At 65.1% G+C, this 23,782-nt stretch carries 22 protein-coding genes; 12 read left to right on the top strand and 10 right to left on the bottom strand.

Annotation, left to right across the window (positions count from 1 at the left end; all coding sequences use genetic code 11):
• Positions 1 to 109: 109 nt before the first annotated feature.
• From HALZIN_RS18040 to HALZIN_RS0102915, 3 genes are all read left to right on the top strand, one after another.
• Positions 110 to 274, top strand: a complete 165-nt coding sequence (locus tag HALZIN_RS18040; protein ID WP_160171085.1) for a hypothetical protein — start codon at positions 110 to 112, stop codon at positions 272 to 274.
• A gap of 2 nt (positions 275 to 276) precedes the next feature.
• Positions 277 to 483 carry a hypothetical protein gene (locus HALZIN_RS0102920; protein WP_031382753.1) on the top strand — a complete coding sequence of 69 codons (207 nt, stop codon included), beginning with the start codon at positions 277 to 279 and terminating at the stop codon, positions 481 to 483.
• A 380-nt stretch (positions 484 to 863) separates the two neighbouring features.
• Positions 864 to 1,043, top strand: coding sequence for a hypothetical protein (locus tag HALZIN_RS0102915; protein WP_031382752.1), 180 nt, complete (start codon positions 864 to 866; stop codon positions 1,041 to 1,043).
• On the opposite strand, the gene HALZIN_RS18285 is transcribed toward HALZIN_RS0102915, so the two are convergent.
• Together HALZIN_RS18285 and HALZIN_RS0102905 are read right to left on the bottom strand one after the other, a co-directional pair.
• A complete protein-coding gene (locus HALZIN_RS18285; RefSeq protein ID WP_031382751.1) occupies positions 1,033 to 1,308 on the bottom strand; it encodes a DMT family transporter in 276 nt (91 codons plus the stop codon). The two genes, HALZIN_RS0102915 and HALZIN_RS18285, sit on opposite strands and share 11 nt — an antisense overlap.
• 76 nt (positions 1,309 to 1,384) lie before the next feature.
• Positions 1,385 to 2,287, bottom strand: a complete 903-nt coding sequence (locus HALZIN_RS0102905) for a LysR substrate-binding domain-containing protein (protein ID WP_031382750.1) — start codon at positions 2,285 to 2,287, stop codon at positions 1,385 to 1,387.
• 189 nt (positions 2,288 to 2,476) lie between these two features.
• On the opposite strand from HALZIN_RS0102905, the gene HALZIN_RS0102900 reads away from it, so the two are divergent.
• Together HALZIN_RS0102900 and HALZIN_RS0102895 are read left to right on the top strand one after the other, a co-directional pair.
• On the top strand, positions 2,477 to 2,815 hold the full coding sequence (locus HALZIN_RS0102900; RefSeq protein ID WP_031382749.1) for a hypothetical protein: 339 nt from the start codon (positions 2,477 to 2,479) through the stop codon (positions 2,813 to 2,815).
• A gap of 101 nt (positions 2,816 to 2,916) precedes the next feature.
• A complete protein-coding gene (locus HALZIN_RS0102895; RefSeq protein ID WP_031382748.1) occupies positions 2,917 to 3,348 on the top strand; it encodes a GFA family protein in 432 nt (143 codons plus the stop codon).
• 33 nt (positions 3,349 to 3,381) lie between these two features.
• Here the strand turns inward: HALZIN_RS0102895 and HALZIN_RS0102890 are convergent, their stop codons facing one another.
• From HALZIN_RS0102890 to fdhF, 3 genes are all read right to left on the bottom strand, one after another.
• Positions 3,382 to 4,275, bottom strand: coding sequence for a dihydrodipicolinate synthase family protein (locus HALZIN_RS0102890; protein ID WP_031382747.1), 894 nt, complete (start codon positions 4,273 to 4,275; stop codon positions 3,382 to 3,384).
• A 239-nt stretch (positions 4,276 to 4,514) separates the two neighbouring features.
• Entirely contained in the window at positions 4,515 to 5,000 is a 486-nt protein-coding gene (locus HALZIN_RS0102885) for a helical membrane plugin domain-containing protein (RefSeq protein ID WP_031382746.1), read from the bottom strand.
• Complete coding sequence (gene fdhF / locus HALZIN_RS0102880) at positions 5,000 to 7,981, bottom strand: formate dehydrogenase subunit alpha (protein WP_031382745.1); 2,982 nt, start codon at positions 7,979 to 7,981, stop codon at positions 5,000 to 5,002. Before fdhF ends, HALZIN_RS0102885 begins: the two co-directional genes overlap by 1 nt.
• Before the next feature lie 502 nt (positions 7,982 to 8,483).
• Between fdhF and HALZIN_RS0102875 the strand changes: the two genes are divergently transcribed.
• On the top strand, positions 8,484 to 8,969 hold the full coding sequence (locus HALZIN_RS0102875) for a GNAT family N-acetyltransferase (protein ID WP_031382744.1): 486 nt from the start codon (positions 8,484 to 8,486) through the stop codon (positions 8,967 to 8,969).
• 27 nt (positions 8,970 to 8,996) lie between these two features.
• On the top strand, positions 8,997 to 9,173 hold the full coding sequence (locus HALZIN_RS18035; protein WP_160171084.1) for a hypothetical protein: 177 nt from the start codon (positions 8,997 to 8,999) through the stop codon (positions 9,171 to 9,173).
• A gap of 335 nt (positions 9,174 to 9,508) precedes the next feature.
• Here HALZIN_RS18035 and cobA read toward each other — a convergent pair whose 3' ends face one another.
• Complete coding sequence (gene cobA, locus HALZIN_RS0102865; protein ID WP_031382743.1) at positions 9,509 to 10,417, bottom strand: uroporphyrinogen-III C-methyltransferase; 909 nt, start codon at positions 10,415 to 10,417, stop codon at positions 9,509 to 9,511.
• Positions 10,377 to 13,181, bottom strand: a complete 2,805-nt coding sequence (locus HALZIN_RS0102860) for a nitrate reductase (protein ID WP_150113071.1) — start codon at positions 13,179 to 13,181, stop codon at positions 10,377 to 10,379. Before HALZIN_RS0102860 ends, cobA begins: the two co-directional genes overlap by 41 nt.
• 331 nt (positions 13,182 to 13,512) lie before the next feature.
• Here HALZIN_RS0102860 and HALZIN_RS0102855 point away from each other — a divergent pair, with 331 nt between their 5' ends.
• From HALZIN_RS0102855 to nirD, 3 genes are all read left to right on the top strand, one after another.
• Positions 13,513 to 14,766: an NAD(P)/FAD-dependent oxidoreductase gene (locus tag HALZIN_RS0102855; RefSeq protein ID WP_031382741.1), complete on the top strand. Its 1,254-nt coding sequence runs from the start codon at positions 13,513 to 13,515 to the stop codon at positions 14,764 to 14,766.
• A 1-nt stretch (position 14,767) separates the two neighbouring features.
• Positions 14,768 to 17,257, top strand: a complete 2,490-nt coding sequence (gene nirB / locus HALZIN_RS0102850; protein ID WP_031382740.1) for a nitrite reductase large subunit NirB — start codon at positions 14,768 to 14,770, stop codon at positions 17,255 to 17,257.
• A 202-nt stretch (positions 17,258 to 17,459) separates the two neighbouring features.
• A complete protein-coding gene (gene nirD / locus HALZIN_RS0102840) occupies positions 17,460 to 17,831 on the top strand; it encodes a nitrite reductase small subunit NirD (RefSeq protein ID WP_031382739.1) in 372 nt (123 codons plus the stop codon).
• Between the two features lie 42 nt (positions 17,832 to 17,873).
• On the opposite strand, the gene HALZIN_RS0102835 is transcribed toward nirD, so the two are convergent.
• The 3 genes from HALZIN_RS0102835 to HALZIN_RS0102825 all read right to left on the bottom strand — a co-directional run bounded on the left by HALZIN_RS0102835 (position 17,874) and on the right by HALZIN_RS0102825 (position 21,696).
• The gene (locus HALZIN_RS0102835) at positions 17,874 to 19,994 is read right to left on the bottom strand and encodes a TRAP transporter permease (protein WP_084173307.1); all 2,121 of its coding nucleotides are present in this window, start codon (positions 19,992 to 19,994) and stop codon (positions 17,874 to 17,876) included.
• Positions 19,995 to 20,085: 91 nt separating this feature from the next.
• Positions 20,086 to 21,120, bottom strand: coding sequence for a TAXI family TRAP transporter solute-binding subunit (locus HALZIN_RS0102830; protein WP_035575118.1), 1,035 nt, complete (start codon positions 21,118 to 21,120; stop codon positions 20,086 to 20,088).
• Positions 21,121 to 21,390: 270 nt separating this feature from the next.
• Positions 21,391 to 21,696, bottom strand: coding sequence for a GGDEF domain-containing protein (locus HALZIN_RS0102825; RefSeq protein WP_031382736.1), 306 nt, complete (start codon positions 21,694 to 21,696; stop codon positions 21,391 to 21,393).
• 161 nt (positions 21,697 to 21,857) lie between these two features.
• Here HALZIN_RS0102825 and HALZIN_RS17315 point away from each other — a divergent pair, with 161 nt between their 5' ends.
• Positions 21,858 to 22,037, top strand: coding sequence for a metallothionein (locus tag HALZIN_RS17315; RefSeq protein WP_160171083.1), 180 nt, complete (start codon positions 21,858 to 21,860; stop codon positions 22,035 to 22,037).
• A 269-nt stretch (positions 22,038 to 22,306) separates the two neighbouring features.
• On the top strand, positions 22,307 to 23,719 hold the full coding sequence (locus tag HALZIN_RS0102820; protein WP_031382735.1) for a PhoH family protein: 1,413 nt from the start codon (positions 22,307 to 22,309) through the stop codon (positions 23,717 to 23,719).
• Positions 23,720 to 23,782: the final 63 nt, after the last annotated feature.

Below are 23,782 nucleotides of genomic sequence, written 5' to 3'. Positions count from 1 at the left end.
GAAAGAGACTCAGCGAGGCGCAACGCGGTCGTTCCTCCGTCGAGAAACAGCACCTGCCCATCACTCACCAGCGTTGCTGCGACGCCGCGGCCCTTGAGGGAGAAAAACCATGAGCAGCGAAGCCCGCCTGCACCAGATGCGCTGGCGCAACACCCTGACGTTTCTCGGCATCGGCGTCTGGTCAATCGAAATCGCCCCGGTGCGGCTGATCGTCGGCGTTTCGGAGTTCGTCCTGGGCTGGCGCTGTTGGGCTTCGCGGCGGCCGCCCTCATAGGGATGCGGCTGGCCGCCCGGGCGGTCGACCGCTGGCCACTCACCCGCATCTGCGGGGTACTGGGGCTCGCCTTCGCCGCGGCGCTGTTGCTGCCCTGCTTCGCCCGGGACACCGTCACGCTGATGGTCGCGCTGGTCCTGCTGGGCGCCATCAACGGTGCCCTCGATGTCGCCATGAATGCCCGCGGCAGCCTGATCGAGAACCGCTAAGATCGTCCGATCATGTCATCTTTCCATGCCGCCTGGAGCCTCGGCGGGGCGCCGGCGCCGCGCTGGCCGGCGTGCTCACCCCCTGGGTTTCGGGCCGGTAACGATACTCTCGCTTGCCGCTTTGCTGTCGGCCGCGACACTGGCCGTTTCGGCCGGCGCCCATCAGCCCCCCATGCCGGCGCCAGACGACGAAACCTCGACACGCGATCAGGGGCGACTCGACCCTCGACTCGCCGGGCTGTGCCTGGTGGCGTTTTGTGCCCTGTTCACCGAAGGCACCATCGCCGACTGGAGCAGCATCTATCTGCAAGGCGTGCTGGAAGGCGGCTTCGCCGTCGGTTTCTTCGCCTTCTCGGTCGGCATGACGATCGGCCGGCTCGGTGGCGACGTTCGGCTATACGGGGTTCCTGTTGGGGCCCGCCGTCATCGGTGGACTGACCCATTTTCTGACGCTGCCCCTCGCCCTGCTGGTGCTGGTGATGACGATCGCCGTCATCGCCGTCACCAGCCGGCTCGTCTTCCCGCCAGCGACTGGTGTTCGGCAGTCCCTCAGCGGCTGACCAGAACGATCCCCAACACAATGGCGAGGCCGCCGGCAACGAAATTCAGCGTCAGCGGCTCGCCGAGCAGCAGCGCGCCGAACAGCGCCCCGAACACCGGCGACAAAAACGAGAACACGCCAAGCTGCGAGGCCAGGTAACGCCGCAGCAGCGCGAACCACAACAGCAACGCGCCGAACGAGATCACCAGCGTCTGGAACGTCATGCTCGCGACGACCGGGCCGGTCACGTCGATCGCCTCGAGTTCGCCCAGCAACGCCGCCAAGGGCACCAGCGCCCCCGCGGCGATGATCAGCTGGAAGTGGTTAGCGATACGCTTCGGCGAACGCGGCGTACCCCATTTACCGCAAGCCCTGCAGCGCCTCGATGACGTGCCCGCCCAGTACCTCGCAGGCCGAGCCGGTATTGGCCCCACGCACCATCGCCATCTGATACTCGCCGATAGCCGGCAGACCGGCGCCGGCCTCGACGATCCGCAGCGGCGCGCGCAAAAGACTCAGCGGCAGCGGTGCCACCGCCAGGTCGGCGAGCAGCGCGGCCTCCTGCCCGGCGCAGTTCTCGCTGGTGTAGGCAACACGATAATCGAGCCCGCTGCGATCCAGCGCATCGAGCGCCAGACTGCGCCAGGCACAACCGTGGTTGGCCAGCGCCAGCGGTAGCGGCGTGCGCTCGATGGCCACGCCGCCCGCCAGGCTCGCCCACACCAACGGCTCGCTGAACACTACCTCGCCGCGCTCGGCAGGCGGCCCCTGGTTGCCGACGGTGACCAGCGCCAGGTCCAACTCGCCGGCGTCCACTCGCTCGAGCAGGTCCACGCTGCGCCCGACCACCACCTCGACCTGCACGCCGGGGTGCGAACGTGCGAACTGCGCCAGCACACGCGGCAGGATGCGCGAGCCGACATCGTCGGGCGAGCCGAACTGCACGCTGCCTTCCAGCGGCGGCGCGATGAAGTGAGCGACCGCTTCCTCGTTGAGGCGCAGCAGGCGGCGGCCATAGCCCAGCAACACCTCGCCCTGCGGGGTCAGCCGCACCCGCCGCGCCTCGCGCACGAACAGCGACTGGCCGAGCGTCTCCTCGAGCCGCTTGATCTGCATGCTCAGCGCCGACGGGGTGCGAAACACGTTGTGCGCCGCCCGCGTGAAGCTGCCGCTTTCGGCGATGGCCACGAAGGTGCGCAACACATCGCTGTCCAGCAACGGCAAGGCCGAGGGCACCCGGGCCACGTCTGCATGGCTGTTCATGCCTTCTGAGGGCTGTGGAATCGTCGTCATGCCGGCTTACCTTTCAGATTTCCTTAAACCACACTGTAGTTCTTTTCGTTTGTTTGAACCATAAGCTCGGGCCAAGCTTGACCCCGAGGTCGCGACCCTCATCGACATTCCCTGAAACGGCCGCCCCGCAGGGGCGAGCGGCCATGAGGAGCCATCGCCATGAACGACCTCAACCAGGCCAACCGTCCGCGGTTCGGCGAGCCACAACCCGAGCGAACGCAATTTCCCGACTTCTACATGCCGGCGATGCCACCACTCGGGCTGATCGAGGCGATCGAAAAGCGCCGGCGCCGCGCATTCGCCGACCGCAAGCGCCGGCGCGCCTTCAGGCAGCGCTTTTTGCCGCTGCTTGCCTACGACGATGCAATCCTCGACGACATGGGCCACTGCCGCGACGACATCGAATGGGCCGCCGGCTTGCCGCTACAAGAGGACGCCACCGCAGCGTTACTGAAACGACGGGCACAGCGTCGCCGGCAACGCCGCCGCGAGCTGTGAAGCGCCGGCCATGGTTACACTGGATGGCGGCCCGCCGTCGCTGGCATGCCGCAAATCGCACAGCTTCGACATAACGGCAACAACACAACGAGGATCCGAACATGTCAGCCAACCATCAATGTCAGGGCGCCTGCCTGTGCGGCGCCGTCAACCTGAGCGTCGAGCTAGACAGCCATGAAGTGAGCGCTTGCCACTGCCAGATGTGCCAGACCTGGGGTGGCGGCCCGCTGCTGGCCATAGAAAGCCGCACTCCGATGACCCTGCGCGGCAAGGAGAGCGTCAGCGTCTACGCCTCGTCGGAGTGGGCCGAGCGCGGTTTCTGTCGCCATTGCGGCACACACTTGTTCTATCGCCTCAAGGAGGGCGGCCACTATGCGTTTCCCGTGGGGCTGATCGACAACGGCGACCCCTGGGCCATGGCGTTGCAGATCTTCATCGACGAGAAACCCGCGCACTACGATTTTGCCAACGATACCCGCACCCTGACCGGCGCCGAGGTGTTCGAGGCTTTCTCGAAACCGGCCGATGGCTAGCGGCGGGCGGCGGATCATGCCTTGCACTCCGCGTCAGGTCAGCTGTAACTCATGCAACTGCCCGGCAAGCTCCTGTCGGTCTGCTCCTTCCAGCGCTTTGAGTGGCCGCGGTAAGCAGGGAGACGCGGCCAAGCCCTTGAGTTCCGCTGCTGTGGCTACCACGCGTAGGCTGCCGCCATGTTGGCTGAACAGTGCCCACAGCGGGTTCAATCTTTCGGAAAGGCGCAGGACTTCCTGGGTATTGCCCGCCTGGGAGGCACGGGTAATGGCCAGTGCTGTTTTCGGGAACAGGCCGCCAACCACCGAATACCAGGCCTCACACCCAGCATTCATGCCTGTGGCTGCCAAGGGGTCACCGCTGACCCCGATCGTGACATGAGACGGGATGAACGTTCGCAGACGCTCGACACGCACCCTGGCGGCATTAGGTTCTGCTGGAACGCCTGGAATCTTGATGGAGCCGACGTTGGGAAGTTGGGCGATGCGCCCATGCAGCTCGTCACTGAATTCGAAATGGGTGGTGCCAGGATTGTCGTAGACACATAGCGGCACTGACAGCTGGCGTGTCACGGCTTCATACAGTCCGAAGACTTCATCCTCGGATAATTTCTGATACGACATCGGCGTCAGTAGCACAGCGCTCGCCCCCGCCTCCTGCGCATCTTCGGCTAGCGCCAATACCTCTCGGGTACTCAAGGCGCTGATGCCAATGATGACCGGGACATCGCCGGCATGTTTCACCGCGAGTTGCGCGATGCGTGCCCGTTCCTCCCGGGTGAGATAGGCGTAATTCCCCGTCGACCCCAGCGCACCGATGGAGTCAACGCCAGCATCGGTCAAGCGCTCGATCAGCCGTATAAAGGCCATCTCGTCGACTACGTCATGCTTCATGGGGGTCAAGGGAAAGGCACTCAGACCGGAAAACATGGATCGACTCTCCTCAGCGAAATGCAATGAAAGTGACCATGCTGGACCGGTGCGGCCGACATCCATCCATGCGAGAGGAAAGTCTCCCCCTTGCATTATGGAAATAGCCACTATCAACGGCAAGGCAACACGCGAAAGCCGCGGCGTGTACGCGGCGAAGGGCTCGATGCGCAGCCGGATACACCCGCGGCTTTTTAGCGTTTGCTCGTTTCCTCAAGCGCTGGAAGTCTCGATAGCGCCTAAGGGCCATCAGTGGGCTTGCCGGTGAAGTCGGTCACCGGTTTGTCCACCGGCTTGTCGAGCCGTTCGGCGAACGCCTTGAGCCCATCGAGCAATGGCGTGAGGGCGTGCCATAGCGTCTCGTCGTGAAGCATCCTGTAGGCGCCGGTCACCCCCGGCGTATCGCCGTCATCGTCCTCGGGGCTGTGCTGGCTGACACGCTGGAGACCATCGCGCAAGGCGAACGTGACGCGATAGAAGTCCCTGGGCTCGATGGTCGACAGCGCCATGCCCAGCACGGAAGCGTTCTGGATCGCATTGAGGGTGCCCTCCTTCTGGAGCCCACCGACGAGGACCTGCGCGATCTGCGGATTGGCGGCCACCACGTCGTTGGCAAAGCGCAATACACCGTGCTCGTGCATGGTCTGCAGCAACCGCTCGAGCTCTTCGTGCGCATCCGGGCCGATCTTGGGCGGCGTCACGGTATGTGAAATGCGTTCAGCCATTACATTTTCCTCGGATTGGATTGCTGGGCAGGCGGTTCCACGTAATCCTTCTGCATCCACTTGACCTCGACCGGCACGCCCTGTGTCGGCGTCCGGTGGCCATAGCGATAGTTGTTGCGCTTCAGCGGCGGCTCGCCCTTCTCCCGATCGAGCACCTCGAGGTTGACCGCGGTTTCCTTGTAGGCCGGCGTATCGACATCGGGATCGTGGTGCTCGCCGGTCAGCGCGTTGACGCCGGGCTTGCCCTGGTGAATCGGCAAAAACAGCGTATCGCCGCTGACCCGACTAGTGACCAGTGCCCTGACCTCGATGCTGTCGCGGCGCGAGGACAGGCACACCCAGGTGCCATCCTCGATGCCCTTTTCGGCGGCGAGCTCGGGGCTGACCTCGACGAACCAGCCCGGCGCTTCATCCCAGATGCGCGGCCCACGGCCGGTCTGGTTGGTGGCCTGGAAGTGCTCGAGCATGCGCCCGTTGTCCAGCGAGAAGCGATACTTCTCGTCGGGGGCCTCATCGGGCTCCTTCCACTCCAGCGGGTAGAGGCTGGCCTTGCCGTCCTCGCTGTGAAAGCCCTCGGTATACAGCAGGGGCGAGTCGCTGCCGTCGGCCTTGACCGGCCATTGCAACGACTTCCAGCCCTCCAGGCGCTCGTAGGTCACGCCGGCGAACAGCGGCGAGATGCTGGCGCACTCCTCCATGATCTGCGAGGGATGGGTATAACCCCAGTCGTAGCCCATGCGTGCGGCCAGGTCGGTGAGGATGCACCAGTCGGGCCGGCTGTCGCCGAGCGGCGGCATGACTTCGTAGAAACGCTGGATACGCCGCTCGGTGTTGACGAAGGTGCCCTCCTTCTCGACGCTCGGACAGCCCGGCAGCACCACGTCGGCAAACTCGGCGGTGCGGCTCATGAAGATATCCTGCACGACCATGAAGTCGAGCTTCTCGAAGGCCGAATGCACGTTGGCGCTATCGGCATCCGAGAAGGCGGTTTCTTCGCCGATGACGTACATCGCCTTGAGTTTTTCCTTCTCGGCGGACTGCACCATCAAGAAGTTGCCCTCGCCGACCTTGTCGGAGAGCCGCTCCTTGTCCACGCCCCAGCCCTTGGCCCAGCGTTCGCGGGCGGAATCATCCGTAACCTTCTCGTAGCCGGGATACATGTTGCGCAGGCAGCCGAAGTCGCTGGCACCCTGAACGTTGTTGTGGCCACGCATCGGGTAGCCACCGGTGCCCGGTTTGCCGTAGTTGCCGGTGACCACCAGCAGGTTGGACAGCGCCGTGCTGGTATCCGAGCCATGGCTGTGCTGGGTGATGCCCATCGCCCACAGCAGGCTGACGCTCCCCGCCTTGCCGATCATCTCTGCGGTATCGATCAGCTCCTGTCTGGAGATGCCGGTCTTTTCCTCGGCGAACTCCAGGGTGAACGGCTCCAGCGACTCGCGGTATTCGTCGACCTGGTTGACCCACTTGTCGAGGAATTGCTGATCCGCGTAGCCGTTGTCGAACATGTAGCGCGACAGCGCCGAGGCCAGGATCAGGTCGGTACTGGCCTTGGGCTTCAGGTAGATGTCGGCGCGTTCGGCCATCTCGTGCTTGCGCGGGTCGATGACGATCACCTTCTGGCCGTGCAGTTTCTGCGCCGCCTTGATCCGCGAGGCGATGACAGGATGGTTCTCGGCGGTATTGCTGCCGACGATCACCACGACTTCGGCCTTCTGGATATCCTCGATGGAGCCGGCGTCGCCGCCATAGCCGACGGTGCGGAACAAGCCCTTGGTGGCCGGGTTCTGGCAGTAGCGCGACGAATTGTCGACGCTGTTGGTGCCGATGATCAGCCGGGCGATCTTCTGGGTCAGGTAAGCCTCTTCGTTACTCGCCTTGCTCGAACCGATAAAGCCCAGGCTGTCTGCACCGTACTTGTCACGAGTCTCGATCAGACGGCGAGCGACAAGGTCGAGCGCTTCGTCCCAGCCGGCTTCGCGAAAGCGCCCGTTCTCGCGGATCAGCGGCATGGTCAGGCGTTTTTCGCTGTTAACGAAATCCCAGGCGAACTTGCCCTTGATGCAGGTCGAGATGCCGTTGGCCGGGGCCTCGGCCACCGGCTGGACTTTAAGGATATGTCGATCGCGCGTCCACATTTCGAAGGAACAGCCGACCCCGCAATAGGTGCAGACGGTCTTGGTGCGCTTGATCTCCGGCTGGCGCCAGTGCATGTCCATCTCGGACAGCCCGCTCACCGGCGTGGCGCTGACGGTCTGCTCGAGGGTCTTGATGATGTCGATCATCGGTCGCTTGAGCGACTGCGGCATCGCCGTGAACGGCCCGGCATCGGGCTGCATGGTGTTTTCCATCAGCGCGTTGCACGGGCAGACGGTGACGCAATGGCCGCAATGCACGCAGCTGGAATCGTCGATTTTCTCGCCGCCATCCCAGAGTACCCGCGGATTGTCCATCGAATAGTCGATGGTCAGCGTCTCGTTGACCTCGACGTTCTGGCAGGCCTCGACACAGCGTCCGCAAAGGATGCACTGGTCGGGATCGTAGGTGTAGAACGGGCTGGATTCGTCCTTTTCGTAGGGCTTGCGCTGGAATTTGTAACGCTGGATGGGGATCTGCATGTCCACCATCGTGTTGTGCAGGGTGCAGTCGCCGGTGTTGTTCTCGCATACCGTGCAATACAGCTCGTGCTTGCCCAGCAGTCGGTCCATGCCCTCTTCACGGGCGGCCTTGGCGAAGTCGTCCTGGCTGGATACCGCCAATCCTTCTTCCGCGCGGATCGTACAGCCGCGCTTGAGCTCGCCATCGATCTCGACCCAGCAGGTGTCGCAGGTCTCGAGCGGGCCCAGCGAGGGGTGGTAGCACACGTGCGGCAGGTCGATGTCGTGCGCTTCGAGAAATTGAACGAGCGGCGTGCCCGCCTTGCCCGTCAGGCGCTCCCCATCATAGACGATCGTGCAATCGCTAACGTTGGCCTTGGCCATGGCTGATCTCTCCCTGTCAGGCCCATCGGTCGGTCGGGTTGTTGTGGGCGCTGTATCGGTCGTCGCGGACGGTCGGGTCGCAGGACCCAACCTAGACCGAACAGGCCAGGCAATGATCGGGGCTCGGGCCGCCTGCCGGTGACCTGTACAGGCCTGCAAGATGGGTGAAAACGAGAAATTGGCCCCAGGCCAACCTGCATCGATCCATCGCGCAGGGCGCTGCAGCGTGATAGACAGGCCATCGGGGCATCATCACCATGATCGAAAGACTGTGCGATGCCAGAGCCAATCCATTGCCTCCCTGAAACCCTAGTCAAGGCGCCAACGGTTGTCGAAGTTAGCAACCTATCCTCGACTAGGCACTGTCTGAAAAGTCGACGAGCGAATGTTAATGGCCAAGTAAAGTGACCCAGTACCGGCCAACGCTTTTGGCCACAAAGCCCCGATTGCCCACCGCGCCCCGCCCTGCGAGGATAGCGGCTCGCGCTCCGGAGACAGTCTCATGCAGATAACGCCGATCACCCCAGACGATTTCGCGCTTTTCTGGCCGACCTTCAAGGCCGTGGTCGAGTCGCGGGAAACCTACGCCTTCGACCCGGAAATCACCTTCGACGACGCCTATGCCCTGTGGTGCGAACTCCCGCAGCTCACCTATGTCGCCAAGGAGGACGGCGTGGTCCTCGGTTCGTACTACCTGAAGCCCAACGCCGCCGGGCCGGGGGTTCACGTCTGCAACTGCGGCTACATGGTCGCCCCCGAGGCGCGCGGCAAGGGGGTGGCGCGTGCGCTCTGCCTGCACTCCCAGGACCAGGCCCTCGAGGCGGGCTACCAAGCGATGCAGTTCAACGCGGTCGTCGCAACCAACGAGGCCGCCATCGGGCTCTGGCAATCGCTGGGCTTTAATATCATCGGCACGGTGCCGGGCGGCTACCGCCACGCCCGCCACGGGCTCGTCGATACGCACATCATGCACAAGGCGTTGCGCTAGCGACTGACCAGCACGATGCCGCCCAGAATGGATCCCGATGCCGCACCAGCGGGCGAGCAGCGCCACCAGCGAGCGCAGGCCGACCTGGGCCAGGGCGAGAGATCCGCAGCCACCGCCTTAATGGCGACCTGCTGGAAACCGAGCACCAGACAGAACAGCGTCATCAAGCCGCTGGCCGACATGTCGATGGACCGGCAAGCGTGAGTGCAACTCAACACCGAATCGTCACAGGGCATGGGCGTTCTGGAACCGTTCATGGCCCCCAGTGTCAGGATGAGTGTCGTGCCCTTTGATACCCTGTTCTTATAAACCGACCAGGGGGCGAAAGGAGACACTCATGCCTCGTTACTCCGAGGCGCGCGGCAAGCCGTGGTCGCCGACCGCCTAGCCAGCGGCGTGCTGGTGCGTCCCTTCGGCGACCGCTACGTGATCGACTCGCCGTTCACCTACGATTTGATCCTGCCCGTCACCGGCAACGCCCCATCGACGGTGCAGCGGTTTATCGACTGGCTGATTGAAGAGGCAGAGGGCAAAGCCCCTCACGCCTGCTCCGCCACTTCTTCTTGCCACCGCGTCACCTCCGCCATCCTCACCACGCCCCCCACAACGATCAGACAAGGCGACGGCAGCGGGTTCTCGGCCAGCTTCTCGGGCATGTCGCCGAGCGTGCCGAGCAGCGACTGCTGGTCGGCCAGCGAGGCGTTACTGATCAGCATGATCGACCAGTCGTCGGGCAGGCCGGCTTCTCGCAGGCCGTGGCAGATCGCTTCGACCTTGGCCAGCCCCATGTAGAACACCAGGGTCTCGTCGGTACGGGCAAGCGAGGCCCAGTCGGGCGCTCCACCCTCGCGGCACAGCTGGGCGGTGACGAAGCGCAGCTGCTGAGCGTGGGCGCGGTCGGTGAGCGCCATGCCCATCGCCGCGGCGGCGCCGGAGGCGGCGGTGATGCCGGGGACGATCTCGGCGGGTATCGCGCCCTCGGCCAGCGCGGCGAGTTCCTCGCCCATGCGTCCGAACACGCCAGGGTCGCCGCCCTTCAGGCGCACCACCGACTTGCCCTCCCCGGCCAGCTTGACTAGCAATGCGCCGATCTCGGCCTGCGGCACGCTGTGATGGCCGCGCGCCTTGCCGACGTAGTAGCGCTCGCGGCCGGCGGGAATCATCGCCAGGATGGCGTCGCCAACCAGCCGGTCGTAGACGATGGCGTCGGCCTGATTCAGCAGTCGCGCGGCACGCAGGGTGAGCAGATCGGCGCTGCCCGGCCCGGCGCCGACCAGATAGACGCGCCCCGGCCGGGCGTCGCCCGACCCCAGCTCGGGCGTATCGTGCCCAACCGGGACCCACCCGGCCAGCGCCGTCCAGGCGCGATTCGCCCCGGCGCCCACGCGCGCCAATAGGTCCGCGCGATCAAACCGCTTCGTGTACAAGCGCTTGCTCGGTGCCGGCATGGGCCGCCTCCTCTTCGATCAGGGACTTGAGTTCGGGAATGCACGAGCCGCACTGGGTGCCGCAAGCCAGCCGTGCACCCAGCGCCTCGACATCGTCGTCGCCGGCGCGGATCGCCTCGACGATCGCCTTCCTGCCGACCTGATGGCAGCTGCACACGGTAGGCCCGGCGTCGGCCTCGCCGGCGTCGCAACCGGCCAGCAGGCGACGACGCAGGTCGCTGGGCAGCGCTTCGCCGGCGGCGGCCTCGGCGAAGCGCTCGTCGAGCCAGTGAAGCGCAGGCAGCTCTAGAGGCGAGCCGACCATCAGCCACCAGCTCAGCCGGCCGCCCGCGAAACCGGCGGCGCGCAGGCGGCCGCTGGCGGCATCCTCGGCCCACAGCGCCGGTTCGCCGGGTAGATGTTGCCTGGCCCAGGCCAGCCAGTCGCGAGATACTTTTTCAACCCCGCCGCAGGCGCTCTCAACCCCGCCGCAGGCGCTCTCAACCCCGCCGCAGGCGCTTCCCACTTCTCCACCGGCGAGTTGCCAGCGCCGGCTGTTTGCCAGCGGGATGTAGGCCCAGTACGTGCTCTCGTCACGCCAGACGAACTCACAGTCGCTATCGGCGGCGAGAATCAGTGTGGCCTCCCAGCCGGGCGCCAGTGGCGCGAGACTCACCGCGCCATGTTTGGATTCGGGTTGGCCGGACACCGGGTCGAGGTGCGCGGCGAGCAACCCGCCCATGCGCGCCTGGCCGCTGAAGCTGTCGTTCCAGTGCATCGGCACGAACACCTCGCCGCGCCGCTGCGCATTGGAGACCCGCACCCGGCCGAGATAGTCGCCGCCGGCGCCCTCGAGTCGCGCCAGTTGCTGATCCTTCACACCGTAGCGTTCGGCGTCATTGGGATTCACCTCGATGAACGGCTCACTACGGTGGTTCATCAACCGCGGCGAACGCGCGGTACGGGTCATGGTGTGCCACTGATCGCGCACCCGGCCGCTGTTCAGTCGCAGCGGACGCGCCTCGCTGAGTGCTTGTCGGGGTCCACACGGACGCACCGGAATCAGCCGGGCCAGACCGTCCGGGGTGGCGAAGCGGCCATCGGTGAACAGCCGCGCGGTGCCCTGGGGCGCGCGGGCGTTGACCGGCCACTGGATCGGCTCAAGGGCGTCGTAGGCGGCGCGGTCGAGCCCGGCGAGACCGGAAATATCGAAGAGGCGTGCGCCCTGACCCTGGTTGTCAGGGTAGTTCTCGAAGTCGGACAGCCGGGCGTGCTCGTCGAAGATCTCACCCGGGTGCGTATAGGCGAAGGCTTCGGCGAAGCCCAGTCGGCACGCCACCTGGCTGATGATCCACCAGTCGTGGCGCGCCTCACCGGGCGGCGGCAACAGACCGCGCTGGCGCGAGATGCGCCGCTCGGAGTTGCTTACGGTGCCGTCCTTCTCGGACCAGCTCGAGGCCGGCAGCACGATGTCGGCGTACGGCAGAATGTCGGCGTTGGCCATGCAGTCGGAGACGATCACCAGCGGGCAGGCCTCGAGGATGCGCCGCACGCGGTTGGCGTCGGGCAGGCTGACGCCGGGGTTGGTGGCCATGATCCACACGGCGCGGATCTCGCCGCGTTGGATGGCATCGAACAGCTCGACCGCCTTGTGGCCGGGACCGTCGGGCAGACGCGGCGTCAGCGTGTCGGTGGTCCAGAAGCGGGTGACGCGATCGATGGCGCCGGGCGTGTGGTAGTCCATGTGCGCGGCGAGCTGGTTGGCCAGCCCGCCTACCTCGCGCCCGCCCATGGCGTTGGGCTGGCCGGTGATCGAGAACGGCCCGGCGCCGGGCAGGCCGAGCTTGCCGCCGGCCAGGTGGCAGTTGATGATCGCGTTGCACTTATCGGTGCCGCTGCTCGACTGGTTGATGCCTTGGGAGTAGAGCGTCACCACGTGCAGTTGGCTGGCGAACCAGTAGAAGAAGGTCTCCAGGCGCTCGGCATCGACGTCGCAGTCGGCGGCGATGGCCTCGATGGAGCAGTCGTCCTCACGTGCCGCGGCCAGGGCGGCATCGATGCCCTGGGTATGCCTCTCGAGGTAGACGCGATCCAGCCGCCCCCGCTCGGCCATGAAAGCCAGCAGCCCATTGAACAGCCGCGCATCGCTGCCGGGCCGGATGCCCAGGTAGAGATCGGCGATCTCGCAGGTGTCGGTGACCCGCGGGTCGATGACCACCACGCGCATCAGCGGGTTGCGCTGCTTGGCGGTGCGCAGACGCTGGTAGAGCACCGGGTGGTTCCAGGCCAGGTTGGAGCCCACCAGCACCACCAGTTCGGCCTTCTCCAGGTCCTCGTAGTTGCAGGGCACCGCATCGGCGCCCAGTGAACGCTTGTAGGCGGCCACCGCCGAGGCCATGCACAGCCGCGAGTTGGTATCCAGGTGCGGCGTGCCGAGAAAGCCCTTGAACAGCTTGTTGGCGACGTAATAGTCCTCGGTCAGCAGCTGACCGGAAAGATACGCCGCTACCGCTTCGCGCCCGTGCGCGGCCTGGGTCGCCTCGAGCCGCTCGGCGACGGTCGACAAGGCCGTGTCCCAGTCGACCTCGACGCCATCGACCCGGGGGTGCGTCAGCCGCCCGTGGTGGCCCAGCGTCTCGGCGAGCGCCGAGCCCTTCACGCACAGCCGCCCATGATTGGCCGGATGCTCGCGGTCGCCCTCGACGCCGGTCGCCGTCCGGCCGTCGTGCGTGACGATCACCCCGCAGCCGACACCGCAATAGGGGCAGGTGGTGGAAGCATGCATGGCCATCCCTCGTTGAGTTCCGTCGCTTGCTCGCATGCCTGCCTCAAATGCAAGCCCGGGACCGGCCAGGCTTTTCCACTGAAAAATCAATCCCATGAATGTCAGCCGACAGCGTGTCCCTCACGTCTCGCGGCCGTCGACGCGCCAGCCTGGTGCAGCGCATCCATGCCTTGCACAGCGGTTGCACGCGGCGCCGGCTCTCAAGGGGAGACGTCACCTTGGGATTCAGCGCCAATCCCTTGAATGTAAAAACGTTACCCCCTCCCTGGCACACGATTGGCTTTGCTCCTCGTGAATACACAGCAACTACCCAAAGTGAGCGAGAAGCGCCGTGCGATCCCAAGAGCACCTTTTGATTGTCGGCAACGGCATGGCGGGCCACCGCCTGCTGGCAGCCCTGCTCAAACATGAGCACCGGCCGCGACGGATCAGCGTGATTGGCGACGAGTGCGCCCCGGCCTACAACCGCATCCTGCTCTCGCCCTGGCTGGCCGGCGAGACCGAGCGCGAGGCGCTGACCCTGCGCGATGCCAACTGGTACGCCGAACAGGGCGTCGAGTTGATGCTCGGCGAGCGCGCCCACGACATCGACCGCGAGCGGCGCCGCGTGACCACCGGCAGCGGCCGCGAGATCGGCTACGACCGCCTGGTGCTGGCCACCGGCTCGCGCCCGGCGATGCCCGACGTGGCGGGTATCGGGCTCGCCGGCGTGCAGGGCTTTCGCGATCTCGACGATGCCGCCGCCCTGACCCGGGCCAGCCGCACCGGGCGGCGTGCGGTGGTGATCGGCGGCGGCCTGCTGGGGTTGGAGGCCGCCGAGGGGCTACGCAAACGAAGCCAGGGCAAGCGCGGGATGCGGGTCTGCGTGCTCCAGCGCGGCGAGCGACTGATGAACCGCCAGCTCGACGCCACGGCGGCGGGCCTGCTTCGCCAGGAGCTGGAGCGCCGCGGTCTCACGATCATGACCGGCGCCCGCCTGGCCGGTTGCGAGGACGACGGTCGAGGCCGTGTCTGCGCAGTGCGCCTCGAGGACGGCCGGCGGCTCCCGGCCGACTGCGTGGTGGTCGCCGCCGGTATCGTGCCCAACGCCGAGTTGGGCCGTCGGGCTGGCCTGGAGACGGCACGCGGCATCGTCGTCGATGCCTGGCTGACCACCAGCGACCCAATGAGCCACGCCCTCGGTGAATGCTGCGAGTTCGAGGGCCGCACCTACGGCCTGGTCGAGCCAATCTGGCGCCAGGTCGAGGTCCTCGCCGCGCGGCTGTGCGGCGCATCCGGCGACGGCTATCGCGAGCGCCCCAATGCCACCAAGCTCAAGGTCAGCGGCATTTCGCTTTACGCCTTCGGCCCCATCGAGCCCGACGCCGGGCACGAGGTGCTCACCTACCACGACCCGCAGCACGGCGACTACCGCCGCCTGCTGCTGCGCGACAACCGCATCATTGGCGCCATTCTCTACGGCGATACCGCCTTCGGCCCCTGGTACTTCGAGCAGTCGCTGGCCGGGCGCGATCTCGGCGCCTGCCGTCAGGCCCTGCTTTTCGGCGCCGGCGACGCCAAACCGCTTCTCGAGGAGGCCGCATAGCATGAACAAGCAACGCCTGATCGTCATCGGCAACGGCATGGTCGGCCACCATCTGGTCGAACAACTGATCGAGCGTGACGCCACCCAGCGCTTCGACATTCACGTCTTCGGCGAGGAGCGCCACCCGGCCTACGATCGCGTGCACCTGTCGGAGTATTTCACCGGGCGCGATGCGAAGTCGCTGGCGCTGTGCGACGCCGATCATTACGCCTCCAACGGTATCGAGCTGCACCTGCGCGAGGCCGTGACCCGAATCGACCGCGACGCCCGCCGGGTCGTCACCGACCGCGATAGCTACCCTTACGACCGCCTGGTGCTGGCCACCGGCTCCTACCCTTTCGTGCCGCCGATTCCCGGCAACGACCGCGAGGGCTGCCTGGTCTATCGCACATTGGACGATCTCGACGCCATCCGTACGGCGGCCGCAAGCGCGACCACCGGCGTGGTGGTCGGCGGCGGCCTGCTGGGCCTGGAGGCGGCCAACGCCCTGCGCGGCCTGAACCTGGACACTGCCGTGGTGGAGTTCGCCCCCCGGCTGATGCCGATGCAAGTCGATGCCGAGGGCGGCGAACTGCTCCGCGAGAAGATCGAGTCGCTGGGCGTGCAGGTGCTCACCGACCGCGCCACCCAGCGCATCGAGGATGGCGAGGCGAGTGCCCATCGCATGGTGTTCCAGGACGACAAGGTGCTGGAGGCCGACCTCATCGTCTTCTCCGCCGGCATCCGCCCGCGCGACGAGCTGGCCCGGGAGTGCGGACTCGAGATCGGCGAGCGCGGCGGCGTGACGATCGACGACCGCTGCCAGACCAGCGATCCGGCGATCCTGGCCATCGGCGAGTGCGCACTGTGGAACGAGAGCATCTTCGGCCTGGTGGCCCCGGGCTATCAGATGGCCAAGGTGGCCCTCGCGACGCTGACCGATGACGAAGAGACCTTCCGCGGCGCCGACATGAGCACCAAGCTGAAACTGCTCGGCGTGGATGTCGGCGCGATCGGCGATGCCCACGGCGACCGTTCGCCCAGCGCGCGTACGTTCCGCTACCTGGATGGGATCAAGCAGGAGTATCGCAAGCTGGTGGTCTCCGGCGACGGCAGGAGGCTGCTCGGCGCGATGCTGGTCGGCGACAACGCCACCTACGATACCCTGATGCAGTACTACGCCAACGGTCTGGAACTGCCCGAGGACCCGGCCTCGCTGATCCTGCCCTCGTCCGAGGGCGTGCCGACGCTGGGCGCCGATGCCCTGCCCGATTCGGCGTCGATCTGCTCGTGCCACAACGTCACCAAGGGTGCGATCTGTGCGGCCATCGACGCCGGCGTCACCGAGCTTGCCGCGGTCAAGGGCGAAACCCGGGCCAGTACCGGCTGCGGCGGCTGCGCGGCGCTGCTCAAGAGCGTGGTCGACAGCGAGCTCGAGGCGCGCGGCGTCGAGGTCGACCAGTCGATCTGCGAACACTTCGCCCACACCCGCCAGGCGCTCTACTCGATCGTGCGCGTCGAGGGCATCAGGACCTTCAGCGAGCTGATTGCCAAGCATGGGCAAGGTTTAGGCTGCGACATCTGCAAGCCGGCGGTGACGTCGATCCTCGCCTCGTGCTTCAACGAGCCGATCACCGATGCCGCCCACGTGCCGTTGCAGGACACCAACGACACCTTCATGGCCAACATGCAGAAGAACGGCACCTACTCGGTGGTACCGCGCGTGCCCGGTGGCGAAATCACCCCGGACAAGCTGATCGTGCTCGGCCGGGTCGGCGAGAAGTACGGCCTGTATACCAAGGTCACCGGCGGCCAGCGTATCGATCTGTTCGGCGCACGACTCGAGGACCTGCCCAACATCTGGCGCGAATTGCTCGAGGCCGGCTTCGAGACCGGCCACGCCTATGCCAAGTCGCTGCGCACGGTGAAATCCTGCGTCGGCAGCACCTGGTGCCGCTACGGCGTAGCCGACAGCGTCGGCATGGCGATCCGGCTGGAGAATCGCTACAAGGGCCTGCGCTCGCCGCACAAGCTCAAGCTCGCCGTCTCCGGCTGCACCCGCGAGTGTGCCGAGGCACAGAGCAAGGACGTCGGGGTGATCGCCACCGAGCACGGCTGGAATCTCTATGTCTGCGGCAACGGCGGCATGCGCCCGCGCCACGCCGAACTGCTGGCCACCGACCTCGACGACGCGACGCTGATCAAGACCATCGACCGTTTCCTGATGTTCTACGTGCGCACCGCCGATCGCCTGCAGCGCACCTCGGTGTGGCGCGAGAACCTCGAAGGCGGGCTCGACTATCTCAGGAACGTGGTCTGCAGCGACAGCCTGGGCCTGGCCGAGGAGCTCGAGCAGCAGATGCAGACGGTCATCGACAACTACGCGTGCGAGTGGGCGGGCGCCCTCAGCGATCCGGAAAAGCTCAAGCGCTTCCGCAGCTTCGTCAACGACGCTCGCCCCGACCCCGAGATTATCGTCACCGAGGAACGCGGCCAATTGCGGCCAGCCTGATACCCACTCCATGACACCCGGAGCTAGCAGCATTTGTGGGAGGGAGCTTGCTCCCAATGGATGCAGGTTTTCATCGCGAATAAATTCGCTTATATGGACCCCCACCTTGAGGGCTTTGTGGGAGGGAACTTGTTCCCGATCGAGGCTCCACGGAGCCATGGACTGGAAGAGACGAACGTAGCGACTTGATGAGGTAACAACCATGCACACAGCAACGGCAATCGACAACGACGTAATCTGGCAACCGCTGTGTCGCAAGGCCGACCTGGTCGCGTTTTCCGGCGTGGCGGCCTGGCTGGAGACGGCCAGCGGCACTGCGCAAGTAGCCCTGTTCTACCTTCCTGGTTACGAGACCGAGCTGTTCGCCGTCGACAACCGCGATCCGTTTTCCGGGGCCAATGTGATCGCCCGCGGCATCGTCGGTGACCTCAAGGGCGAGCCGGTGGTGGCCTCGCCGCTCTACAAGCAGCATTTCCGGCTCGCTGACGGCGTGTGTCTGGAAGACGCCGCGGTGCGCCTGCGCCATTGGCCGGTATGCTTCGACGACGACAAGGTGATGATCGGTCTCGGCTGACAGTCCTGAATTGCCGGCGAGGAAACCGGACTCGATAACCGGCTAACACTCCTCGTTGCGCAAGCGTCCCGCGGCACCCGACTTGGCCGGATAGCTGCCCCGGCCGAATGGCGCCGAAGGGCCGCCCCCGGCGATGGAACGATGGCGGTGATAGAGGAAAACCAGCGCCAGAAGCGCCAGGCCGGGAACGTCGGTCATCAGGTCGGGCTTGATCAGCAGCAGGGCGCAGCCCAGCACCAGCAGGCGTTCGTACCAGCGCATCCAGGTCACCAGGTAGCCCTGAACGGCCGCGACGAAGGCCAGAATGCCCACCGTTGCCGTGAAGATCACCCAGGCCCCTCGATACCAGTTCTCCACCTCGTAGAGCAGCAACGCCGGATTGAAGAAGAACATGAACGGCAGAATGGCCGTGCGCAGATCGTAGGCGAATGCCTGGACCCCGGTGCGTACCGGATCGGCCCGGGAGATGGCCGAGGCCGCGTAGGCCGCCAGCCCCACCGGCGGCGTGTCGTCGGCGAGGATGCCGAAGTAGAACACGAACAGATGAATGGCCACCATCGGCACGACGATGCCGACATCGCCGGCCAGGTTGGCGATCACCGGCGCCACCAGCGCCGCCATCACGATGTAGTTGGCGGTGGTGGGCAGGCCGATGCCCAGAATCAGCGAGGTCACCGCCGCGAGGATCAGCACCAGCCAGATGTTGCCCATGGAGAGCACACCGATGACCTGAGTCAGGCCGTAGCCCAGGTTGGTCATGGTGACCATTCCCACGATGATGCCGGCAGCCGCGGTGGCAATGGCGATGGTGGTCATGTTGCGCGCCCCCATCTCCAACCCCTGGAAGACCGCCTTGCCGCCCTTCCATAGCCCGGCGGCCAAGCCCGAGGCGCCATTTCCGCGCACGCCGCGCCAGGCTTCCTGGACCAGAATCAATGCGATCAACACGAACAGCGCATTGAGCGCACTGCGCTCCGGGGTGAGCTGGACCCACATGAGCTCATAGAGCAGGAACGCCACCGGAATCAGGTAGTGCACCCCCTTGATGAAGGTCGGCCAGAACGGCGGCAGCTCGGCCCGGGGCATGCCGGCCAGATTGAGCTTGAGCGCCTCCAGGTGCACGGTGAACAGCAATGCCAGGTAGGAGAGCAGCGCCGGTACGATGGCATAGATAATCAGTTGGGAGTACGGCATGTTGAGAAACGTCGCCATGATGAAGGCCGCCGCGCCCATGATCGGCGGCATCAACTGGCCGTTGGTCGAGGCCGCGCACTCGGTGGCGCCGGCCTTCACACCCGGATAACCGAGCCTCTTCATCAGCGGAATGGTGAAGGTGCCGGTGGTCACCGTGTTCGCCGTCGACGAACCGGATACCACACCGGTCAGCAGGCTCGCCACCACCGCCGCCTTGGCCGGGCCGCCGCGGTAGGTGCCCAGGCCGCTGTAGGCGAGATCCACGAAGTACTGCCCAGCGCCGGCTCGATCCAATAGCGCGCCGAACAGCACGAACAGGAACACGAACGACGCCGACACCTGGATCGGCGTGCCCCAGATGCCCTCGGTGGTGATGTAGAGCTGCTGGATGATCTGCCGCCAGTCGTAACCGTTGTGCAGGAAGATGACGTCGGGCGGCGTCAGCGGAATGATGCCGGCGGGGCCGGTGATACCATACAGCACGACGATGCCGGCGATGATCGGCAGGGCGATGCCGACGATGCGCGAGGCCGCGAGCGTCAGCGCGATCAGCAGCGCCGAGCCCATCCATACGTCGCGGGTAATCGGCAGGCCACCCTGCACCGCGATCAGGTTGTAGTAATTGACCACGATGTACAGCGCGGTGGCGACCCCGACGATGGCAAGCAGCCAATCGTACCAAGGGATGCGCTGGGTGGAACCGTGCTTGGCCGGGTAGGCGAGAAATGCCAGCGCGAAGCCGAAGGCCAGGTGAATGGCGCCCAGCTTCTGCGGACTCAGCGCACCGGAGTAGGTGGCGTAAAGCTGGAACAGGCTCCAGCCGACCGCGACCAGGACCAGCAGCCATCGCTGCCACGCCCACCGCGGCACTCGCGCGCCGAATTCGCTGGCCTTGACGATGCGCTGGGCCTCGGCGAGATCCTCGTCGGTCGCCTTGCCGGTCTCGTTATCGGTTGGCGGTTCGGCCATCGCCCATTGCTCCCTGTCCCGGCCCGATTCCGGGCCGCTCACGCAAGCCGACGAACCCCGGCATCGCCGGAGCCCGTCGTATCGAGCCCTGTCACTCGGATGCTGGTTGAGCGCCATCCGACTCGGGTGGCATCAGCTCGCTGGGAATCTCGACGCCCTGTTCCTCGAAGAACTTCACGGCACCGGCATGCAACGGGATGGACATGCCTTCGAGCGCGCTTTTCACGGTGAAATACTTGTCCAGGTTGGGATTCTGAACGTCGTTGTAGAAGGCCTCCAGCTTCTCGTTGAATATCGTGTTCATGAAGGTATAGACGTCGTCCTCGGACAGCTCGGACGAGGCGGCGAGCATGGCCTTCAGGGTCACTGTCTGCACGTCCTCGTCGACACCGGGGTAGGTACCGCCGGGTATCGTGAATGGGGTATAGAAGGCGTATTCTTCCTGCAGTTGGCCGAGCTCCTCCTCGGAAATCGACACCACAGTGATCGGCGCGGTCTGCGCCGCCTCGACGATGGCCGACGAGCCCAGACCGACGGTGTAGAACATCGCCGCGATCTGGTCGTCGCGCAGCAGCCCCACGGCATTGCCCGAACTGCCGCGCACCGTCGCCTGCAGGTCATCGAAGGTCAAATCGAAGGCGCCCATGATGTTCTTGGCGTCCTGCTCGGTACCCGAGCCCACATCGCCCACGTAGACGCGCTTGCCGGCCAGGTCGGCCACGCTCTCGATGCCGGCATCGGCCCGCGCCAGAATGTGAATGGCCTCGGGGTACAGCCCCACCAGGCCACGCAGGTTCTCGATCTGGTTGTTCTCGAAGGCTTCCACGCCGGTGCCGTTATAGGCGTAATAGGCGATATTGTTCTGCATCATGCCCATCTGCATGGAGCCTTCGCCGATGGCATTGGCATTGAATACCGAAGCGCCGGTGGAGCGCGCGTTGGCACGCAACCCGACATCGGCATTGTTGAGGATGTTGGCGATACCGACTGCGGTCGGGTAATACAGCCCGGACGTCGATCCCGAGCCGATGGTGATGAAGGAAGTGGATTGAGCCCAGGCCATGGACGTCGTCAACGCCAGGCCAAGAGTTGCCGCCAGAATGCGTTTAGCGAGCTTGTTGCACATTTCAGCCCCCGTGATTGTCCGATACGGTTGTTTTCAGGGCATATAGCGTAAATTTACCCGTCTTTTTAAACCTAACAGCGATGGCCGGAAACGCAAATGCGTTACCTCAGTGGCACGTGGGCCGGCCCGACCGTTGGAGCGGCAAGACCCGCAACTGGACGCCGATTGGCATCGTGTCGCTTAACCCCGAGCGGGAGCTCCAGATCACCGTCGCCGAACCGGAAAAACAGGTGGCCTGAATAACATCAGACACGACAGATTCCTTGACAACTACCGATAGAGACGCTGGTCGGCCTTGCCGAAGTTGAACTGCGCGAAGGCTTCGCGCAGCTCGTCGATGATGCGCACGGCCTGGGGCGCTTCGCAGTCGTTGAGCACCAGCAGGAATTCCTCGCCGCCGTAGCGCCCGATCAGGTCCGACTCGCGCAATCGCCGCCTGAGCAGATTGGCCAGCGCGCGGATCACCTCGTCGCCGACCAGATGGCCATAGGTGTCGTTGACGCGCTTGAAGTGATCGTCGACGACCAGCGGGTTGGCGGCGAAACGCGGGGCTTCACGCGCGTCATCCACTTCCATCAATGAGTCGCTAACGATGGCATGGGCACTCCTGAACAAGTAATGATTGTCTTATTATCGGGCCGACAGGGGGGGCTGAATAGTCCGTGACACATTGCATTGGGATGCCGCAACGGCGTGGCTACACTGAACTTACCGTTCGCCAAGCAAAGGAGAAAGAGATGACCGCCAGGATCTGCGAATGCCCCCATTGCGACTGCCCGGTTCCCGACACGGCGGTTCCCGTCAACGGTCGCTACTATTGTTGCACCGCCTGCGCGACCGCGCATGACGATCGCCGACCCTGCCAGAACCCCAAGTGCGACTGCCACAAGCACGGCTGGGGCGGTATCAAGACTTGAACCACTCGCCCTGTGCCGATGTGTCGGCGGCGGCGTTCGTGGCGCCGCGGCTTTTTCAGCTTCAGCGGAATTAACGTGGAACGCCGCGCTGGCATTCCTCGACGAGCCGGTTCATCTTGAAACGACTCTTCCATTCAGTCTTCAGGAGGTCCGCCGACATAGCGCCCAGGAAGTGATGCCGAATGTAGCCACGCCTGGCCCGTCGTCACAATCATGTAACTGACCACTGCCAGCGTCGTACCTGCCGTCAATTCGAGGAGTGCTTGCCGATGGTTCTGATCGACAAGAAAGCGACCCGCCTTTACGTACTCGACACCAACGTCCTGATTCACGACCCCGCTGCGCTTTACCAATTCGAGGAACACGACGTGGTCATTCCGATGACCGTGCTCGAGGAACTCGACAAACACAAGAACGGCATTCGCGAAATCGCCCGCACCGCCCGCCAGATCAGCCGCACGCTTTCCGAACTCACCGCCAAGGTCAGCTTCGACGAAATCCGCCGCGGCATTCCGCTGACCGACGCCTACGGCCACAGCGGTCGTCTGCGCTTTCTGTGCTACAGCGACCTCAAGCCACTCGATCATCTCGAGGAAAGCCCCGACAACCGCCTCCTGGCGGAGACCTGCCGGTTGCGCGACGAACGCCCCGACGCCTCGGTGATCCTGGTCACCAAGGACATCAACCTGCGGGTCAAGGCCTCGGCCCTGAACGTGCCGGTCGAGGACTATCTCAACGATCGGGCGTTCAGCGACAGCGACGCGATGATCGAAGGCGCCAAGGTCTACGCCCAGGCCGGACGCGACGGCGCGGGCTTGTGGGAATCGCTGAACGTCGAGGTCGCCGTCGAGCGCATCGACCATCACATCTACTACCGTCTCAGCGGTGCCATTCCCGCCGATTGGCATGTCGGCATGCTGGTCTCGGACAGCGACAACGGCGCCGATTTCGAGGCCATCGTCCGCGAAGTGGCACCCAGCTCGGCATGCCTGCAACTGTTGACCAACTATCGCCATCACGACGGCGTGTGGGGCGTCCACGCCCACGACAGCCGCCAGAACTTCACTCTCAACCTGCTGATGGACCCCCAGATCGACCTGGTCAGCATTGCCGGCAACGCCGGTACCGGCAAGACCTATATGACACTGGCCGCAGCCTTCCAGCAGACGCTGGACAGCAAGCTGTTCGAACGCATCGTATTCACCCGGGCGCCGATTCCGATGGGCGAGGACATCGGCTTTCTGCCGGGCACCGAGGAGGAGAAAATGGGTCCCTGGATGGGTGCCTTCCACGACAACATGGACAACCTGCTGCGCGACGAGAAGGACGGCACCTCGAGCTGGAGCGAGGGCGCCACGCGCCAGTTGATCGGCTCGCGGGTACAGATACGCTCGCCGACCTTCATGCGCGGGCGCACGCTCAACGACACCTTCCTGATCATCGACGAGGCCCAGAACTTCACCCCCAAGCAGCTCAAGGCGCTGGTCTCGCGGGCCGGGCGCAACACCAAGATCGTCTGCCTGGGCAACGTCGGCCAGATCGACACCGCGTACCTCACCGCCAACACCTGCGGCATGGCGGCGCTGGTGGAACGCTTTCGCGACTGGCCGCACGCCGGGCACGTCACCCTCAAGAGCGTCGAGCGTTCGCGCCTGGCGCTGGCCGCCGAGGAACTTTTATAATTTCGAGTATGGAGTGCATGCCTAACTATAAAAAGCTCCGGGCTTCGAGCACTTGCTCGTAGC

Origin of the sequence: Halomonas zincidurans B6 (assembly GCF_000731955.1) — a bacterium.
Lineage (GTDB): Bacteria > Pseudomonadota > Gammaproteobacteria > Pseudomonadales > Halomonadaceae > Modicisalibacter > Modicisalibacter zincidurans.
This window is presented reverse-complemented; position numbering and strand designations above follow the sequence as displayed.

Excerpts from the sequence above, each read along its gene's own strand:
- HALZIN_RS0102860 (WP_150113071.1), bottom strand. The coding sequence starts at position 13,181 with ATGCATGCTTCCACCACCTGCCCCTATTGCGGTGTCGGCTGCGGGGTG.
- HALZIN_RS18035 (WP_160171084.1), top strand. The coding sequence starts at position 8,997 with ATGGATCCCGATGCCGCACCAGCGGGCGAGCAGCGCCACCAGCGAGCG.
- HALZIN_RS0102835 (WP_084173307.1), bottom strand. The coding sequence starts at position 19,994 with ATGGCCGAACCGCCAACCGATAACGAGACCGGCAAGGCGACCGACGAG.
- HALZIN_RS0102920 (WP_031382753.1), top strand. The coding sequence starts at position 277 with ATGCGGCTGGCCGCCCGGGCGGTCGACCGCTGGCCACTCACCCGCATC.
- HALZIN_RS0102825 (WP_031382736.1), bottom strand. The coding sequence starts at position 21,696 with ATGGAAGTGGATGACGCGCGTGAAGCCCCGCGTTTCGCCGCCAACCCG.
- HALZIN_RS0102875 (WP_031382744.1), top strand. The coding sequence starts at position 8,484 with ATGCAGATAACGCCGATCACCCCAGACGATTTCGCGCTTTTCTGGCCG.
- nirD (WP_031382739.1), top strand. The coding sequence starts at position 17,460 with ATGCACACAGCAACGGCAATCGACAACGACGTAATCTGGCAACCGCTG.
- HALZIN_RS0102905 (WP_031382750.1), bottom strand. The coding sequence starts at position 2,287 with ATGAACAGCCATGCAGACGTGGCCCGGGTGCCCTCGGCCTTGCCGTTG.
- HALZIN_RS18040 (WP_160171085.1), top strand. The coding sequence starts at position 110 with ATGAGCAGCGAAGCCCGCCTGCACCAGATGCGCTGGCGCAACACCCTG.
- HALZIN_RS0102820 (WP_031382735.1), top strand. The coding sequence starts at position 22,307 with ATGGTTCTGATCGACAAGAAAGCGACCCGCCTTTACGTACTCGACACC.
- fdhF (WP_031382745.1), bottom strand. The coding sequence starts at position 7,981 with ATGGCCAAGGCCAACGTTAGCGATTGCACGATCGTCTATGATGGGGAG.
- HALZIN_RS0102885 (WP_031382746.1), bottom strand. The coding sequence starts at position 5,000 with ATGGCTGAACGCATTTCACATACCGTGACGCCGCCCAAGATCGGCCCG.
- HALZIN_RS0102830 (WP_035575118.1), bottom strand. The coding sequence starts at position 21,120 with ATGTGCAACAAGCTCGCTAAACGCATTCTGGCGGCAACTCTTGGCCTG.
- cobA (WP_031382743.1), bottom strand. The coding sequence starts at position 10,417 with ATGCCGGCACCGAGCAAGCGCTTGTACACGAAGCGGTTTGATCGCGCG.
- HALZIN_RS17315 (WP_160171083.1), top strand. The coding sequence starts at position 21,858 with ATGACCGCCAGGATCTGCGAATGCCCCCATTGCGACTGCCCGGTTCCC.
- HALZIN_RS0102890 (WP_031382747.1), bottom strand. The coding sequence starts at position 4,275 with ATGTTTTCCGGTCTGAGTGCCTTTCCCTTGACCCCCATGAAGCATGAC.
- HALZIN_RS0102895 (WP_031382748.1), top strand. The coding sequence starts at position 2,917 with ATGTCAGCCAACCATCAATGTCAGGGCGCCTGCCTGTGCGGCGCCGTC.
- HALZIN_RS0102900 (WP_031382749.1), top strand. The coding sequence starts at position 2,477 with ATGAACGACCTCAACCAGGCCAACCGTCCGCGGTTCGGCGAGCCACAA.
- nirB (WP_031382740.1), top strand. The coding sequence starts at position 14,768 with ATGAACAAGCAACGCCTGATCGTCATCGGCAACGGCATGGTCGGCCAC.